Source organism: Luteolibacter arcticus (assembly GCF_025950235.1).
GTDB lineage: Bacteria > Verrucomicrobiota > Verrucomicrobiia > Verrucomicrobiales > Akkermansiaceae > Haloferula > Haloferula arctica.
The window spans coordinates 128,030-147,113 of the sequence record NZ_JAPDDT010000011.1 but is presented as its reverse complement, the minus strand read 5'-3'; the positions used below and the strand labels follow the sequence as shown (position 1 = coordinate 147,113).

General features: G+C 62.6%; 5 protein-coding genes. 3 read left to right on the top strand and 2 right to left on the bottom strand.

What is annotated here, in order from left to right; genetic code table 11:
- Positions 1 to 115: 115 nt before the first annotated feature.
- A complete protein-coding gene (locus OKA05_RS20970) occupies positions 116 to 2,308 on the top strand; it encodes a PQQ-dependent sugar dehydrogenase (RefSeq protein ID WP_264489151.1) in 2,193 nt (730 codons plus the stop codon).
- Between the two features lie 3,334 nt (positions 2,309 to 5,642).
- Here OKA05_RS20970 and OKA05_RS20965 read toward each other — a convergent pair.
- Positions 5,643 to 7,760: a coiled-coil domain-containing protein gene (locus tag OKA05_RS20965; RefSeq protein ID WP_264489150.1), complete on the bottom strand. Its 2,118-nt coding sequence runs from the start codon at positions 7,758 to 7,760 to the stop codon at positions 5,643 to 5,645.
- Between the two features lie 216 nt (positions 7,761 to 7,976).
- On the opposite strand from OKA05_RS20965, the gene OKA05_RS20960 reads away from it, so the two are divergent.
- A complete protein-coding gene (locus OKA05_RS20960; protein ID WP_264489149.1) occupies positions 7,977 to 8,627 on the top strand; it encodes a response regulator in 651 nt (216 codons plus the stop codon).
- Between the two features lie 62 nt (positions 8,628 to 8,689).
- On the opposite strand, the gene OKA05_RS20955 is transcribed toward OKA05_RS20960, so the two are convergent.
- A complete protein-coding gene (locus OKA05_RS20955; protein WP_264489148.1) occupies positions 8,690 to 13,399 on the bottom strand; it encodes a putative Ig domain-containing protein in 4,710 nt (1,569 codons plus the stop codon).
- Positions 13,400 to 13,926: 527 nt separating this feature from the next.
- On the opposite strand from OKA05_RS20955, the gene OKA05_RS20950 reads away from it, so the two are divergent.
- Positions 13,927 to 19,059, top strand: coding sequence for an RHS repeat domain-containing protein (locus OKA05_RS20950; protein WP_264489147.1), 5,133 nt, complete (start codon positions 13,927 to 13,929; stop codon positions 19,057 to 19,059).
- Positions 19,060 to 19,084: the final 25 nt, after the last annotated feature.

Here is a 19,084-nt window from a genome sequence, read left to right as displayed (position 1 = left end):
CACGGCGATCCGTTGCGTGGCTGATATCCGGTTGTGAAAAGATGCGTATTGTTTTGGCCGCGTGTTGAATTGGAGGCCAATTGAACGTCAAAGTGGCAGCCTTCGCACGATCCCCATGAACTTCCCGCACCCACGCCATCGTCTCCTCAGCACCGCCGCGCTCCTCGCCCTCGCGAGTTCGTGGGCCATGGCCGCGGAGATCCAGAGCACCACGGTTGCGGAAAAACTCCGGGACCCGATGGAGATCGCCGTGGTGCCGAATGGCGACCTCATCGTCATCGAGCGCGAGGGCCGGGTGCTGCGCGTCCGCCCGTCCACCGGCGGAGTCTTCGAGCTCGGCACCGTGCCGGTGACGGCCCTGCGCGCCACCGATACGAACTCACCGTGGGCGCGCGAGGACGGCTTGCTCGGCCTGGCGCTCGATCCGGCATTCACGAAGAACCGCCGGCTCTACCTCTACTTCAGCCATCCGGAGAAGATGCTCAACCGCCTGTCGCGCTTCGAACTGAAGGACGGCAAGCTCGATCTCTCCTCGGAGAAGGTGCTGCTCGATATCCCCACCGACCGCCGCGACAAGGTCTGCCACCAGGCCGGCTCGCTCGCCTTCGGACCGGACGGCCTGCTCCACCTGAGCACCGGCGACAATACCAATCCCTTCGAGAGCGGCGGCTTCGCCCCCATCGACGACCGCGATGGCCGCGACCACGTCAACGCGATGCGCAGCGCCGGCAGCACCAATGACCTCCGCGGCAAGATTCTGCGCATCCGCCCGACCGAGAGCGGCTACGAAATCCCCAAGGGCAACCTCTTCCCGCCCGGCACCGCGAAGACGTGCCCCGAGATCTACGCGATGGGTTGCCGCAATCCCTTCCGACTCTCGATCGACCCGAAGACCCGCGTCGTCTATTGGGGTGAGGTCGGTCCCGATGCGGGCGGCGCGGGAGCGAAGGGCCCGGCCGGTCACGATGAGGTGAACCAGGCCAAGCAAGCCGGCAACTTCGGCTGGCCCTTCGTCATCGCCGACAATCGCCCCTACCCCATCGTCGACTTCACCACTGGCAAGCCCGGCGAAATGACCGACCCGGCCAAGCCGAAGAATCCTGGCAAGCACAACACCGGCCTCGTGGACCTGCCGCCCGCGCAGAAGGCCTTCATCTGGTATCCCTACGGGAACAGCCCCGAGTTCCCCGCCGTGGGTGGCGGCGGTCGCAATGCGATGGCCGGCCCGGTCTTCTACTATGATGCTCGTAGAAAGTTCAACCTGCTGGACAAGAGCGACGACCACACCCTGCTGACCTACGACTGGATGCGCGGCCGGATGTGGAAGGCCAAGCTCGGCCGTGAGGAAAAGCTCGAGAAGCTGGAGCCGCTGATGGACCAGCTCATGCACCCGATGGACCTCGAGATGGCCGCCGATGGCACGCTGTGGCTGCTCGAATACGGCGGCGACTGGTACTTTAACAAGAACGGACGCATTCGCAGCCTGCGTCCGGCAGACGGCAACAAGCCACCGGCTGTCACGGTCGCCGCCACCGGCACCACCGGCACCACCTACACCGCGACCGCCAGCGATCCGGACAAGGACCGCGTGTCCGTCGAGTGGTGGGTCACCCGCGGCGCCAACGAAACCAAGGTCGGCAGCGGCAACTCCATCACACTCTCCGGCGGTGGCTCCGAGCTGCGCGCGGTGGCTACCGATGCGAAGGGCGCGGTCACCGTCGCCCGCGTGGCGCTGGAACAGGAACAAACGCTCCCGCAACTTGCCCTCGAACTCGCCGGCAAGCCGGACAAGCTCGGCTTCGGTGAGGAAGTCGGCTTCACCATCAAGGGAGCGGCGGATCCTGCCAAGCTGATCGTGCGCGCCCGCTACATCCCGCCCACCGGCCACGATGCCGGCGGACCGCAACTTCCACCGGAGATCGAGAAGCTCGCCACCTCCAGGCAGTGCTTCGCCTGCCACCAGGTGGACAAGACCTCGGTCGGCCCGGCCTACCTCGACGTCGCGATGAAATACCGCGAGCAAGCCAATGCCGCCGCGCATCTGCAGGCCAAGCTCAAGACCGGCGGCGGCGGCGTGTGGGGCGAAGTCCCGATGCCTCCACAAGCCGCGGTCACGGATGCCGAGGGCGAGTCGATCATCCGCGCCATCCTCGGCCTCGCCCAAGGCATGGCCGAAACCCGCGGCAGCGGCGCTGGCAAGCTCCGGCTATCCCCCCCCCTCGGCTCCGCGCAACCCGGCGGCGCATGGGAGATCACCGCCGAAGCCCCCGGCCACACCGCCGCCCGCATGCGCGTCGCGGCGAAATAGCGAGTTGGAAATCGTCCGCGGGACGACAGCCGAGCCATCATGGATGGCAGATCCACGGCGTCGCATTCACCGTGAAGGGAATCGAGTTTTCGCCGGTGGGCACCGGTGTCTTCTTCGCCTTCACCTGGAACACCGGCAGGATGGGAAAGCGAACGGTCGCCAGCAAAGAACTTCTCCGCCAGCTCCTCCTGGTCCATGGCCGAGTCGCCGGAGAATGCGGGGCCTTTCAAAGTCGAGAGACTGGAAAACCAGTAGCCATCCCACAGCGCCGAGTTGGCCAGCCATGAATGGTCGAGCAGCAGCTTCGAGCCCGCTTGCTGGATGTTCGTGGCCGTCGCAGGGATCGCCGGATGCGCCCGCGATTCGCCCACCGTGTAAGTCACCATCGGCATCGTGCCGAGGCTCGCCCCGTTCGCGTGCCGCAGTTGGGCCAGCGATTGCAGCGGTGCGAGAGGCACCTCATAGATGGTCGCCGCCGTGCTGCCATTGGTCGAGCCATGCCCCCCGAAGAAGAAGCCCTTCTGGCCATCCGACTCGATCGCCGCGCTGCCATTCTTCACCGGCACCAGCGCCACTTCCAGCGGGCTGGCACCCTGGCTGTTAGTATTCCGGAAATCGCACGTCGCCATCTGATAGACGACGCCGGTGTCCGCCAGCGGCCGCGCCTTCGTGAACGATTCCACCGTGGTCTTCGCTCCCACGCTGAAGACCGCAAAGGGACGCGCATTGACGTAGGAGCGGAATGGCGTGGTATCCGATTCCAGCAGGCCGGTCGTCTTCAAGCCCGATGCCCCCGCATCCGGAAAGGAAGCGGGAAACTGCCGCGGATCTGGAAAGCGCGGTGACACCCCCTCCGACAGCAATGGAGTAAGTCGTGCCTGGTCCTTGTAGAAAACCTGGGTCCTGCCGATCTCCTGATTCGCCATCCGCGTGACGATGGTGAAAATGCCATTGGCCCCCGTCGGCATCATCGGGCCGAACTTCACTTGGATGTCATCGTCCGCTTTCAGCATCAGCACCCCTTCATTCCGGCGGGCTTTGGCCCAGTCGGCACGCGGATCGGGTGCCAGCCAGTCCACGTCGAAGCCGATGCCGTCATTGGGACCCGTGATCATCGCAGGCACGATCCGGACATTGGACGCCTTGTTGTTCGCCCAATCGAACATCACTGCCCCATTGACCGCCACCTCGGAAGCCCACGTGGCATCCTTGGAAAACGGAGTGCCGAAGATCAGCGTTTCCCCCGGCCCCATGACGACCTCCGTATTGGCGGAGAGCGAATTGGAAAGGGACACCGATAAGGTCTTCTTGGCGACCGTCCCCATGAACAGCTTGTTCATCGGAACGAGGCCGCCGGTCGTAGCCGGTTGCCCGTTCACGAGGAACTGGAAGCCAAGCGGAATATCGGAGAACTCAAGCTGGATGTTCGTGCAGCGCAGCGGCGTGCTGTACGGATTGTGCAGCGTGACGACCGGCAGATACATCAGGTGCAGTTGGTAGGGATACGCCTCGGTCCCCCGTCCCTGGTGAGCCTTGCGCGCCACCAGGCTGAAGACCGTATCCACCCTCACCACCGTCGGCATCAGCACCGGCTCCTTGATCATGGCCATCCGCGGTTCGTAGCGCACTCCCGCGGGTGCCGCGGCAGAGTCGGTCACCGGCTTCATCTGATAGCCGGGAGGAAGCTTTGCCTTCAGGCCGGTGAGCACATTGCCGTCTGCCGACCCGGAGAGTTGATACATGCGCGCATAGTTCGCCAGCAGCGACCAGCGGATATCGGAATTCGACGAGCCGCTCGGAAACGGCGTGGACGTCCCCGAATACAAGTAGCGTGTGTCGAACTCGCCCGGCAGGCTCTGACGATAGTTTCCGTCGAAGATCACGCTGAGGTCCGTCTTCAGTCCGCCGTCCGCCACATTGGTCTGCAAGGAAGCACCATGGACCGTGAAGTCGTGGAAATAGCGCGCCAGGTCTTCGGCCGAGTCGGATGCAAGTTCCGTTTCCTGCAGGCTGACGATCTTGGGAAGGTCTTCGCGAAGCTTGCCGATGTCGTCCGCTTCGAGGAACTCAAGTCCCTTCACGTCCTCGAAGCGATTGCGTGCGGACGAACCGGCACGGGCGATCTTTTCGCCCAGCGCGCTGGCGTTATCGGAGGACGGCTCGAGATTGAGCCTCGCCTTGACGCTGTCATCCATCGCCACCCAGGCAAACCCGCCATCCGGCTTGTCGTCTTTGCTCACCGGGACCATCGCCGCCTTGGTCTCGGTAATGCCGCTTTCCTTGCCGGTGCTGCCTTCCGCGACCAACCTCACTTCCTCATCACCTTTCGGTAGTTCGCCCAGTTCGCTTTGCTGTCCCGGCTTGGGATTCGAAACCAGGTAGCCCAGGAAATGGTCGCCCGATTTCCGCTCCTGATAGTCGCTCTCGACCACCGCCTGGGGGTCGGCTTTCCAAGATCTCCAGACGCCGGTCAAGCCACCGGGCAGATCTTTCTTGCTGAGATTGGCAGGTGCCGTGATCCGCTGGTCCGGCCCGGCTTTCTTCTGCAGGTCGCCGATCGCCATCATCAGCGCCAGCCTCGCATTCGACCGCGCGGTGGCCATCGCCATCCCATGCGTGGAAGTCCTCAGCGAAATGGACGACAAGCTCAAGAGACCCACCGCGAGGACCGTGAGCAAGACCATCAGCGTGAGCGAAATCACCAGCGCGAAGCCACGCTTCCCGCGGCGTAGTAGTCGGCCGGTCAAGCGGCAGGATCTTGGGTTTCTCATCGTGAGGATTAACAAGGGTTACTGTTGTAAATACACCCGTGCCCAGAGTTGCCACCCCCCCATGCGGGGGGAATCCGATAGAAACTTTCCCTCGCTCCCTACATCATCAGCAACGTGACTCGAAGCACGCGGACTTATGGAAAAACGTTCTTCGTCCCAACGGGACGGTTCATCGTTCTTCGTCCCAACGGAACGGTTCATCGTTCTTCGTCCCAACGGGACGGCTCATAACAGCCCGGCACGAAGTGCCGGGTAGACCGTGGGCGAGCATCGTGTCCCAAAGGGACACCTCATGCGTCTTCCGGCGGTCTGTTAGACGGGCTCCGAAGCCGTGGCTTGAGCGCTTTGCGTCGGCGCGTGGCGTGGGCAACTTGCCTTGCCGATACGCGGACTTCTCCCCGCTTGAGGTGTCCCGTTGGGACACGATCGGTTTGTCCTGCCTACCCGGCACTTTCGTGCCGGGCTATTATGAATCGTCCCGTTGGGACGCAAGACACCGGCCTTCCTCCTCGCCTTTTCTCAATTTTGAAAGCACCATTCCGACGATATTCTCCAGACCGCACCTAAGGCTGCATCCCGATCAACAACGAGAACTCCGTACGGTCCGAGCCGTTCTCGATGCGATAAAGCACCCGGTTGACCCCGGCGTTGAAATGCACCTTCCGGTAACCTTCGGTCGGCGTCCACGCCTTGGTGTTCTTCCCACTGATCCAGACCGGTTGGTCATTGATCCAAACCTTTGATGAATCATCGCTACCAATGGCAAGCCATCGATCGCAGGCCTCTTCAAAGCGAAGCTCGGTATAGGCGTAGTAAACCGCAAACTGAAGGTTATGAAGATGAGCGGTTTTCTCGTCGAGACCCTCGATCCTTCGCGCGTTGTTGTAGGCGCGGAACGGCGGCATCACATTGGGAATCTCGGATTGAACGGGCTCCCAACCGATCGCCACGCCGTTCTTCCCGGGATAGGTCGCCTGCAGATCCACGACGGATTCCGCCACGAAAGAAGTGTCGAGATTGGCTCGCCCCGAGTTGTCGAACGGCCCGAGCACATGCCAGTGATCCGCGAACAACCACGCGGGCGGCGGAGACACCTCGCGGTGCAGCATGGAAAAGGCCGGCAACGAAACGGTCTGCGCATCGAGACAGGGCGGACCTCCGGGGCCACCCGGAAGCAGCCCGCATCTCGCGTCATCCGCGCCGTTCCACAAGCCCGTGAGGTCGCGCGCCGGATCATCGCAATCCGCCGTGGCATACTTCTCCAAGCGCTTCACCATCTCGCGGCGATGCTCGGGCTGTTCCCGCACCGAGACCATCCGGCGAGCTTGCTCGAGCATCGCTTGCGCGCTGACGACCATCGAGCTCATCTCGTCGCAGCCGACCTTCTCGTCAGGCGACTGCGTCAACCTCTTCAAAGGAACGGGATTCGTCGATGAAACGGCGTCCGCAAATTGCAGGCGGCCGATCATCATCTGCTCCATCGCATGGATCTTCCGAAACGCGACGCGAATCTCCTGCTCCAGTGCAACGGCGTCGGGCGGGCGGGCGACATCCTGACTTGCGGAGACAGGTTCCTCCAAGGCTGCCAGCGCCTGCATGAGCCCCTCCTCATCCACCGTGGCCGGCAAGTCACCCAAGGCAGCCAGTGCGGATGCTTGCAAATCGATCGCTCGCCGTTGCAGGGCGATGACGTCCTGTTGGAGACTCGCGGCCTTCTCATCCTGCGGCGTCGGTGGGATCGGTTCCCGGTCTAGCACCTCCTTGAGTTCCGCGACTTTCGGCTGATGCTTCACCAGTGCGACCTTCGACTCTCCAAGGAGCTTCTCCGCCTCGGCCTTCCGCTTTCCCACATCGGCCAAGGCCTCCCGCACCGTCGTCGCCTGCAGTTCCAACTTCGCCAGCGCGTCTCCCACCGACACTTCGAGTTCCTTGGCCACGTCCCTTTCCATCTCCGCCAACTGCCGCTCGCGGACGGCCATCGTTGTTAGATTTCGCGGAATCTCCGCAAGCCGTCGCTCGGCGCGTGCCACGTGGTAGGTGTGGTGATCATACTGCTGCTCGTCGCGAGTGCGCAGGCGCGACCCGCGGGCCATCCCGCGGGCCTCTGCCAGCTCCTTGAGCGCGGCGCCGACTTCCATCTGGGCATCGCGGGCTTCCTGCTGTGCTGCCACCGCCTCATGACCCGGCTGCTGGAGGGCGAGGATGCCGAGCGCCTCCTGCTGCCCCGAGAGGATCTTGCAATGAAGATCGGCCGCCGTTTCGTGCGCTGCCAGGACCCGGTCGAAGCTCGCGTTCGAGCGCTTGCCGGCAAAGAGCGCAAAGTCACGCGCGCTGGTCTCCAGCGCCGCGACGATCTCGCGCTGTGCCTCCAGCGACGAGTTTTCCCGCGCCGTCGCATCGGCGGACGCATCCGCGGCACGCTTCCGGGCGTAGAGCAGAAGCTCCTGGCGCTTGATGGCCTCCAGACCTTCGAGTTCTTTTCCAATTTCCGAAAGCTGCCGCACCCGATAGGCCCGCAGATCGGACAGTTCCTGCCGCCGCGTCTCGCTCTTCTGGTGCTCGAGCACCGCGGACAGCACGGCGAAAATAACCCCCGCCACCACGAATGCGACCACCACAAAGCCGCGATGAGCCATCAGGCTCTTCGCGCCTTGCTTCGGAGTTTTCGGATCGGGGTTCACGGCAGGGATCTCATCCTAGCCTTCCGGGCAAGCATTGGCCATCCCGGAGACAGGTAGACACGACCATGGAGGAGTTATCCCGATTTTTCGCCCCCCCTTGTGGGTGGAATTATCAGCCCCCCTCTTGAGGGGGTCGCCGCTCCTTGATCAATCGCCAGCGGCGCGCAACGCTAGCACCCCGGTCGCCGCCCTCAGGCTACCCTTCACGCTTCTCGAATGAAACGCATCGCCATCGTCGAGGACAATACCACCGTCCGCGCCAGCCTCGCCGAATTGGTCGAGTCGATTCCCGGCTGCGAATGCCTCGCGGGCTTCGCCTCGGGAGAAGAAGGGCTGCGACTGATCCCCAAGCTGAAGCCCGATCTGGTAATGATGGACATCAACCTCCCTGGCATGTCCGGCATCGAATGCACCGCCAAGATCAAGCGGCTATTGCCCGACCTACGCGTGCTGATCCTCACCATGTATGAGGATGGCGACAAGATCTTCGACGCGCTCAAGGCCGGCGCGAGCGGCTACATCCTCAAGCGCAGCAAGCCGCAGGACATCGTCGACGCCATCCGCGAGATCCTCGCCGGCGGCGCCCCCATGACCCCGGCGATCGCCCTCAAGGTCGTCGAATCGTTTCGCAAGCCCGCCGTTCCCGAACAAGAAGCCCCCAGCCTCTCCGCCCGTGAAACCGAGGTCCTCCAATGCCTCGCCAAGGGCATGGCCAACAAGGAAATCGCCGACCAACTGGGCATGGGCGTCGAGACCGTGCGCTGGCACCTCAAGCAGATCTACGAAAAGCTCCACGTCCGCTGCCGCACCGAGGCCGCGGTCAAGTTCCTCGGCATGCAGGGCTCCGGCGAGCAGGGCAAGGATTGAACCGGTAGCCTTGCGGTGCCCGGCGGATCGCTTACCTCCGCCGGGCTGCCCCCACTGGAACCTTAGGGCGTGATCTCCGCGCCGAGCCGGAGAAAGCGCCGCGGGGGGGTGCCGGGAAGGGTCTTGGAATCCGTGACGATGACCGGGCCAGTGCCGGGATCCTCCACTGCGGCGCCGGGAGCAATGGTCCAGGCAGCGTCTCCCACCTTGGTGGCCAGGGTCTCCCAGCTTCCGGCGTTCAGCGTATCCGAGGCGCTGAGGGTGATCGTGACCCCCGCCATCTGCAGCGGGCGGCTGAAGGAGAACTCCAGCTTGTTGCCGGACCCGATGGCGGCGGAGTAGCCGGGGTCCGCTCCCGCGGCCTTCGGATCCGTGCCCAGCACGAACTCAAGCACGTTTGCCTGACCGTCATGATCGAAGTCGGCCTCGGGAAGCGCGTCGGGACTGTCCGCAAGCTCGCCGAACTGCTGCTCACGCCACGTGTCGAAGGGTGCCACCGGAGGCGGGTCGCTGCCCCACACCTCGAAGTTGTAGAGCGAGTAACCATAGCCCGTAGTACGAGTGGTGCCGTACATCCGGACGTAGCGGCCGGTGAAGTCGAGATTGTCGTAAACGAGATTCGTTCCGGTGGTCGTGTTATTGGTCACCGTCACCATGTCGGTCCACGGGCCATCGGAGGAATCGGCCACCTGCAGCTTGTAGTTCTTGCCGCCCGCGTTCTCCCACTTCAGGACCACCCTGCGGATCGACTTCGGCGCGCCGAGATCGATATACATCCACTGGGGATCGACCTGATGGATGGATTCCCACCGGCTGGTGGTGAAGTTAAGGTCCACCGCCGCGGCACCGGTGCTATTGCCATTGATGCTGCTGGAGGCATCGGTCGGCCGGCCAACGGAGAGATTCACGATGTTCGGAGCGATGACGAGCGCGAGCGTCGCGGTGTCCGTGCCGTGGGCATTGGTGGCGGAGATCGTGACATTCCCCGAGAAGGCCGCCGAAGGCGTGCCGGAAATCACACCGGTGGAGGTATTGAGGGAGAGGACACCGGGCAGGCCGGTGGCGTCATAGCTGGTGGGCGAGTTCGTCGCGGCGATGGTGTAGCTGAAGGGGGTGCCGACCGTGCCATTCGCCGTCAGCAGGCTGGTGATGTCCGGCACCGGGCCGGTGGTCACCGTCAGGGAGAGCGTCGCGTTGGCGGTGCCATTGGCATTCGTCGCGGAGATGCCGATGTTGCTGGATCCGGCGGCGGCGGGCATGCCGTGGATCTCCCCGGTGGCGGCATTGATCTCCAGACCCGCGGGCAGGCCGCTGGCACCATAGCTGGTCGGGTAGCGCGTGGCCACGATCTGGTAGCTGAAGGCGGTATCGACCATCCCGTTCGCGGTGAGCCCGCTGGTGATGACGGGCGGCAGCGCGCTTTCATCGAAGTCCATGCCCCAGACCTCGAAGTTGTAGAGCGAGTAGCCGTACGGCGAAGTACGAGCCGTGCCGTACATCCGGACATGACGGCCGGTGAAATCGAGATTGTCGTAAACGAGATTCGTTCCCGTCGTCGTATTGCCGGTCACGGTCACCATGTCGGTCCACGGGCCGCCCGCGTTGTCGGATACCTGCAGCTTGTAATCCTTGCCGCCGGCCCCCTCCCATTTCAGCACAACCTTCCGGACCTCCTTCACGGCACCGAGGTCGATCGAGATCCACTGCGGATCCACGTTGTGAATGGATTCCCACCGGCTGCCATTGAAGTCCAGGTCCACCGCCGCGGCACCGCTGCTCCCGGCATTGATGTTGCTCGAGGTCGAGACCGAGTTCGTCCGGCCGACGGAGAGGTTCGCAATGAACGAAAGCTGCAGCGTTTCCGTGTCGGTGCCATTGGCGTTCGTCGCGGTGATGGTCAGCGTGCTCGTGCCGGTCTCGGTGGGAGTGCCGGAAATTTCACCGGTGGCCGTATTGAACGAGAAGCCCGACGGCACACCGCTGGCGGTGAAGCTGACCGGGTTGTTCTGCGCGCCGATGATGTAGGAGAACGCGACATTGACCGCACCGCTGACAGCCAGCGGGCTGGTGATCACCGGTGGCGGTCCGGCGGTGATGGTGAAGACGAGCGTTCCGGCTCCGGTGCCATTGTCGTTGGTCGCGGTGATGGTGCTTTCCACCACGCCCGCCGCAGTAGGCGTTCCCGAGATCACGCCGGTCGCGGGATTGAGCTCCAGCCCGGCAGGCAGATTCGCGGCGCCGAAGCTGACGGGCAGATTGATGGCGGTGATCTGATAGGTGAAGGGCATGCCGACCACAGCGGACTTCGCGAGCGCGCTGTCGATCTCCGGCGGCGCGTCGGGATCGGGCGGCGTGAGCTGGTTGATCCAGTCGCGGATCAGCGCCTGCTGGGTCACGGACATCGGATCGCCGGGACGCATGGAAGTGCCGACCTGGGGTGCTGAAGCGCTGAGCTTCTCCATCAGGTAGCTGCGCGCGGCGGAGCCGGATTGGACGAGCTTCACGCCCGGCGCCTCCCCGCTCTCCTTGTCCACCAGCTCGCTGTAAACGGCACCCGTCTGGAGATCGAGGCCGTAGCTGTTAGTCGCGATGTCATTGTGACACGCCGAGCACAGGCTGCTGAGGATCGGCTCGATCTGCGTCTCGAAATCGACATTGGGCGTCACCGCGATGCCGGAGAGATCCACCTCGTTCAAGCCGCCGTGATAGAGCCCGATGGTGAGATCCTTCACGACCGTTCCCGAGCCACCCACGGCCACGGTCGTCTTCACCTTGCCATGGCTCGCAGCCAGCGTGTCGGCACTGGTGTCGAGATGGAAGGTAGCATTGCCCGCGCCGGTGGGGATCGGCACATGATAGTAGCCCAGCACATCGACCACGACGCGATGGTCCACCCCGCTCGCCGGGATGCCGGACCCGGGAAGGAAATCCCGTCCCCCCGCGAAGTCCTGATAGCTTCCCGCAGCGCCCCGCGAAATCCCCACGTCCACTTGGGCGGGCTCCCCGATGGTGTCGAGAACCCGACCGCGCAGCATCGTATCCGAAAGGTGGAAGTCCACCGCCACGTCCTGGCTCGAGCCGGTGGTCGAGAGCGCCACCCCCGCGAACGCCGCCTCCACCCCGTCCCCTGCCGGCTCACCCGCGGACACGACCATCGCATCGCCCGTGATCTGCGCCGAGAAGGTCACAGCGATCTCGCCGCCCGTCGGAATCGCGAGCGCATTCCCCGCCACGCCAGTCCCTCCCGAGACGGCCAGCGGCGTGACGCCATCCTTCTGATAGAAACGAAGCTCCGTCGCCGCCGCGAGAACGCTGGCCGGTAGCGTGCGGCCATCATCAATCTGGCCTGTTAGAGTGACCGTCGTCGCATGATACGCCGTGACCGTCACCACCTCCGTGTCCTGCAGCCCTTGGCCGCTCGTGATGGTGAGCGCGACATCATAGACTCCGGGAGCCGTGTAGGTATGCACCGGATTCTGCGAGGTCGAGAAGCTGCCATCGCCGAAGTCCCAGCTCCACGAGGCGACGCTGCTGCCGGGCGCCGTCGAGCCATCGGTGAAGCTGACTTCCAGCGGCGACTGCCCGCTTTCCGGAGTGGCCGTGAACGTCGCGACCGGCTGGGTGCCGCCGACAAAGCGGATCCGCGCGAGCCGGCTGCCCGTGCCGGTGGCCGCACCCTGGTCGCTGGACGTGTAATAGAGCGCGCCATCCGGACCCGCGGTGAAGCTCGCGATATTGTGCCCGAAGTCCCCGGCGAACGCACCGCCGCCATCCGCCGGCACCGGCGTCAGCGTATCAAGGCCCGCCCCGGTGAGCGTCCAGCGCATCACCTCGCTGTTATGCCGTGCATTGTAGAGCGTTGGCGCGCCGCCGACCGAGAGCGGCCCACTGCGAATGATCGCGATCCCGGTCTTCGAGGGCGAGGAGGTCTGCAGAACCTCCCGCGCGCCATCGACGGAATCCGCGGTGAACAGCTCCGGCCAACCGCCGTCCGCACCTTTCTCAATGCGCGCAATGCGGTCGGTGCCATCGCCGTTTTCCGAAATGTAGAGCACGTCGGGAATCGGCGCGGCGGGGTCGAAGGTGAAGCGGAAGGGATTCCGGTAGCGCGCGGACCACACCCGCGCGCGGACGGCGTTCACATCGCCGGCGTAGTAGGGATTGGTCGCCAGCCCCTTGCCGTCCGAGGCGCTGATCTTGAGGATCTTCCCGTTATAGAGACCGAGATTGCCCACCAGGTCCCGGTTCCCGTCGTCCCCCAGCATCACGTAGAGATTGTGCGGGTCGTGCGGGTGGAAATCGATGTCGCCGGCCTTGTGGATGCCGACCGTGTTCGGCAGCCCGCTCAGCAGGACCACCTCGGAATTGGGGACCACGGCGGTGAAAGCCGCATTCGAAGTCATCCGCACGATCCGCTGGTCGGTCGCCGTCGCAAAAAGCACGTAGAGGTAGCGGTTGTGCTCAAAGTCCGGATCGAGCGTCAGGCCGGTCATCCCGCTCTCGGCATTCGTGTTCACCTGCGACACCAGGTCCGCGAAAACGACCGGCGGCCCGAAGCTCGTCGGCGAAGTCGGCGAAAGCACCAGCACCCGGCCCTGCTTCTCACTGACCCACAAGCGCCCGGCGAAATCGAAGCGCATCGAGATCATGCCATTGCCTTGGTAAATCGTCTCCTGCACGAAGCCGGGCGCACTGAAGGTCGCCGCCTCGACCGCATGGGGAACCAGCAAGCCCAGCGCGCAGAACAGGGTGGAAAGGAACGGGTGCTTCATCAGTCAGGTGGGTTTATTCGGCTCGGATCCCGGACTCTCAAGCAGGATCAGAAAATGAAGGCCGGAAACGGATCCCGGCGCTCAGCGGGACCCATGATCCCCATGATGCAACTTTATGCAACAAAATGCTGCGACTCCCCCCCCGGAGCCTTCCGGAACTCTGTTTTTAAACTGCAGACGGTTAAAACCAAGGTGGACGGAGACACCCCAGGAGCGCGCATTCTTGGTCCGTGCTCTGCTCGGCATTACGTGGCAGGCCTACCAGCTCCGCGCTTGCAATTACGGCTAGATTGGAAGTCATTCAATTTGAAAAGAGATTGTACTTGCTGGATAGCTAGCTGATATCTCAGGGTTGCAATGCTGCACATTTTGGCATCTCCCCTCCCCCAAATGAACATCAAGGACTGATTGGCCCCTGAATCAGCGCTACCTCGGGATTTTCGCGCGTCGGATTGCGAAAACTACCCGCGAGGTTGTTGGGCTCCTCTTACCAGGATCTCCCAAAGCCCCCTTCCCCCAGTATCGACATGACCTCCCGATCCCCCTTGAAGCGCCTGCTCGCGACGCTGCTGCTGTTTCTCGTTGCCACTGCCATATTCTACTTTGCCCGCAGGACCGAGATCCCGCCAGGTTCGGCCCCGGTCCATTCCGATTCTCCATCTCCCGATCCGGCCAGCCGCCCCACCCTTTCTTCCAGCCAGCCGAAGGCCGGCAGCGCCGCCTCGCCAAGAAATGTCTTCGCCGCGCCGATGGCTTCGGCGACGAACTTGTCTTCCGAGGAATCCACTGCCTTCGCCGCGCTTGAAGAGCAATACATCGCGGCCCGCGGCCAAGAGTCGACTGAGTCCGCCCGCTTGCTCGGCGAATACCTGGCTCGCTTTCCCGGATCGCCGCTTGCCGTTTCCTTGTGGCAGGAAAAGGCGGCCATCGAGCGGCGGCATGGCCGTCTTACCGACTCCCTGAAATCCTTGGAAACGGCTTGGCGACTTGGAGCCGCCGCCACCGGCCTCGAAGACAAACGCATCGCCGAAGCCGCCCTCTCCGAACTCCTCGTGACCTATGCCCGAATGGGCAAGAAGGAGGAACTGACTAACACCATTGCAGATGCGCGGAATCGATCCTTGGGTGGCATGGCCACCGAAGCCCTCCGGCGCGCTGATGAGACCGCCTGGTTTCTCAAGAACCAAGCCGAGCAAAACGTCTTCTGCGGCTTCTCGGCTGCCAATGAAATTTGCGTCCCCGCGGGCAAGAAGCCGATCTTTCCGGACGTCCATGACGAGGAAGAAAAGGTCACCTTCATTCGCGACGGCCTCTCGCTCTTCGAGCTTAGGGCCCACAGCCATGAGGCCGGCGGCGATCTCGAGATCTTCAAGCGCGGCACTGCCACCGAGCTACCCGTGCCTTCGATCATCCACTGGAAATTCGGCCACTACTCCTCCATCACGGAAAAATCCGGCGATCTTTACCGGGTCAAGGACCTCCATCTCAAACTGGACAGTTGGGTATCAGCCCAGACGCTCGCGGAGGAAACCAGCGGCTATCTCCTCGCTGCCGCCACCACATCGATGCCGGGCGGCTACTCCGCTGTCGGGCACGATGAAGCCAAGACCGTTTTCGGTCGCCACTGCATTCACGGGAGAGCGGATGAAGGTCCCAACGTCCCCGAAAAACCGGGGAATCTCCCTCCACTCAAGGAGCCCCCTACCGGGTGCCCCATGACCAGCCATTCGTTCGGCCTCCTGAATCCCGGCTTGGAGCTGCACGATACGCCGATCTCTTACCAGCCGGCCTACGGTCCCCGCATTGCTTTCAATCTCGAGTTCGACCAACGCAGCACGATTGTCTCCGACATCCAGCAGCACGCCAATTTTGGCCCCCGGTGGACCTACGGCATGCTGGGCTATGTGGAGCTCACGGGGACGGGCACTCCGTCTTCCAGTGTCAGCCTCGTTGCGGGTGATGGCACGTTCTACCGCTACAACTGGTCCTCTTCGACTGGGACCTACACGTCCACCAATCAATCGAGGTCCAAGCTGAACTACATCGCTGCGGGGCTGGGCGGCCCGGGATTCCGTCTCACCGCCCCGGATGGTAGCGAGATGGTCTATACGGCTCCGAACAGCCCCACCCCCACCCGCTTCCACCTGGCCTCCGCCAAGGATCCCACGGGGAACGCGATGACCCTCGGCTACGATGCTTCCCTGCGGCTCTCCACCGTCACCGACGCCGCTGGCTATGTGACCACTCTCTCCTTTGCTCCGGTGGCCGGGGATCAGGTGCCGGACGACACCAAGAAGGTCCGCTCGATCACCGATCCCTTCGGTCGCACGGCATCCTTCAAATACACCGCCACGGGTCAGCTCTACCGGATCATCGATCCCGCGGGGATTGTCTCGGAGTTCGCGTACGCTGCCACCGGGGACTTCGTGCAAAGCCTCACCACGCCCTACGGCATCACCACCTTCTCATGGGGAGATTTACCCGGGATCAACAATGAGCCCGGCCGCTTCATCGAATCCACGGATCCAAACGGCGACAAGGAGCGGGCCGAAGCCAACGACTACTCCGGCTTCCCTGCCAACGGCGTGGATCCCAATCCCGCTCCGGCCTCCGTCACGGTGGATGGCACCGCCGTCCCGTTCTTCCCGAAGAACGACAACCTCTACTACCGCAATACCTTTTACTGGAACAAGCTGCAGATGAAGGCCTTCCCGAGGGATTTCTCGAAAGCCTTCATCTATAACTGGAAGGCCGACAGCTCCAGCACCATCACCGGCGTCCTTAACAGCGTGAAAGCTCCCTTGGAGGGACGGGTCTGGTTCAACTATCCCGGCCAAGCGGGTCCTGACTCCATCGGCACATCCTCCTCTGCCTCAAAAACGGTCCGCGCCGTCGAAGCACCGGATGGCCTGCCGGTCTGGGCGATCGAGCAGACCGAATACGATGCCGCCTATGGCAATCCCGCTCGCACCATCGACAGCCAGGGACGTGAAACCGTCATCGAATACAACAACGACAACAGCGTGCCCGGTGCAGTCAAAGGGATCGACGTGACTGCCGTGAAACAAAAGCGCGGGGCCAACTATGAGACGCTCGTTCGCTACTCGAACTTTCTCAATCACCAGCCCCAAACCGTCATCGACGCCGCGGGCCAGACCACCCAGATCCAATACAACGTGGTCGGACAAGTGACCTCCGTCACGAATCCAAAGGGAGAGGTCACCACCTTCGCCTACCACGCCGCCGATGCCGCGGGCAAACGGAGGAAAGGCAGGCTCGCTTCCATCGATGGTCCCCTGCCGGGCGCTGCCGACTCCACCGCCTTCGACTACGATTCCGCAGGAAACGTCGCCAGCGTCACCGGCTCGGACAGCTACACGCTCGCCTATACCTACGATAGCCTCGACCGCCTCACCCGCGTCACGTTCCCCGACGCCACCTACACCGAGACCACCTATCAGAATCTGAGTCCGGTCAGCTTCCGCGACCGCCTGGGCCGCATGACGCAGATGGTCTATAATAGCCTGCGCCAGCTTGAATCCGTCACGGATCCCGCCGGCCGCACCGTCAAGTACGGCTGGTGCAAGTGCGGCGACCTTCGCCAGATCGTCGATGCCATGGGCCGCGCGACAACCTGGCGGCACGATGCCAACAATCGCATCAGCGCCAAGGTCTACGCCGACGGCTCCACCATCAGCTACGGCTACGAAACCTTCTCCGGCCGCCTGCGGACGATCACCGACGAGAAAGGACAGATAAAGACCCTGAGCTATCAGCCGGACGGTAATCTTACGGCCATCGGTTATCATAGCTCCGAGCGCCCGACTCCCGGCGTTTCCTTCACCTATGACCCGGATGACGGACGCCTCACCGGGATGACCGATGGCATCGGCGTCACCAGCTACGCCTATCACCCCATTACCGGCAATTCGTCGCCGGGTGCGGGACAATTGGCCAGCGTGGACGGACCGTGGGCAAACGACACGATCGCCTACCAATACGATCCCTTGGGACGAGTCGTCAGCCGGGCGATCAATGGCGTGGCCCAAACGGTGGCTTTCGATTCCAATGGACGGGTCAGTGGCATCACCAATCCGCTCGGAAACTTCACCTACGCCTACGACGGCGCCACCTCCCGCCTCCTCAGCGCCACCCACGGTGGCGGAGTGAAAACCGAATACAGCTATTATCCCGCGGCCCAGGATTTCCGGCTCCAGCGCATCCGCAACCTCAAGGCGGATGGAGTCACGCCGGTCTCCGTCTTCGACTACACCTACGATGCCGAAAGCCGGATCCTCACGTGGAAGCAACAGGAAGACAACGCCAGCGCCAGCGCGAAGACATGGACCTTCGGCTACGACAACGCCGACCAACTGACCTCCGCGCTCGTGACCCAAGGTGCCAGCACGGTGAACAGTTACGGCTGGGCCTACGATCCTGCTGCCAACCGCCTTTCCGAGACCGTAGAAGCCAACACCACTACCTCCGCGTATAACGCCCTCAACGAATTGAATCTGACGTCCTCTGCCCTTGCGGCAAAAACCTACGAATGGGATGCGGAGGATCGGCTGATAGCGATAAACCAGGGAAGCACTCGCAGCGAATTTACTTACGACGGAGTCGGACGGCGTGTGCGGATGGTGGAAAAAACCAGCGGGGTGGAAACCACCAACCAGACCTATGTATGGACCGGCCTCGAAGTGGCCGAACGCCGTGACACTACCGGCAGCTTGATCCAACAACGTTACTACCCGCAGGGTTTTACCGGCATCGCCAATGGCCCAACGGGAACTCATCTCTATACCGTTGACCACTTGGGCAGCATCCGTGAAGTCCTCAACAATTCAGGTGCAACTCAAGAACGCATCAACTACGACGCATGGGGTAAGCCGACTTTTTCCAACACCACTCCGGTCGCGAGTTTCGCATTTACCGGACATCTCTGGCACCCATCGTCATCAACTCATCTTTCTCCCTTCCGAGCCTATTCGGCGCTGATCGGGCGCTGGCTCTCCAGAGACCCCATTGCCGAAAACGACGACATCAATATGTATGCTTACGTTAAAAACAACCCGATTAATTCAATCGACCCCACCGGTCTCGCGTGCGTAGCAAAAGATGGAATGGTGAAATGCACAGTGCCAGATGGTGGGCCTACAATTGAATTCCCCAGACCGAAGGGCTGGCCGGACATCATGGACTCGAATAGCAGCAACCACCACTCCTACAACATCGCTGTATCACTGGGTAACGCGAGTGAGGATTGCGTTATGAATGGCATCACCCAGAACCCAACACCCGGCTCACCATCTCCTGCAACAGTCGATGGCACCTCAAATAACGCAACACCCACCGGCATTCAAAACCTTTACGATAGCATCGACTTCATTAGCTCCTTTGGAGGAGATACCGAAGCGCACAACAACTCTCCGGTGATGTCATATATAACAAACAATGGAAAAGTCATCGTCAATGTAACTCAACCCGGCCACCCCCTCCACCCCGGCTACGTCGCGCGTTCGATTGGCGGAGGAAAGATAAACAATCAAGGCGAGGGGACCGGCTGGCGACAAGGACCTTACAGCCCATTTGCAGGCAGCATTAACAACGTTTGGAAAGGTCAGACCAAGGGCATCCTTAAAAACTGCGAGTGCCCGTAGCAGAACCGACCCTCTGCTGAACAAA

Excerpts from the sequence above, each read along its gene's own strand:
- OKA05_RS20970 (WP_264489151.1), top strand. The coding sequence starts at position 116 with ATGAACTTCCCGCACCCACGCCATCGTCTCCTCAGCACCGCCGCGCTC.
- OKA05_RS20960 (WP_264489149.1), top strand. The coding sequence starts at position 7,977 with ATGAAACGCATCGCCATCGTCGAGGACAATACCACCGTCCGCGCCAGC.
- OKA05_RS20955 (WP_264489148.1), bottom strand. The coding sequence starts at position 13,399 with ATGAAGCACCCGTTCCTTTCCACCCTGTTCTGCGCGCTGGGCTTGCTG.
- OKA05_RS20950 (WP_264489147.1), top strand. The coding sequence starts at position 13,927 with ATGACCTCCCGATCCCCCTTGAAGCGCCTGCTCGCGACGCTGCTGCTG.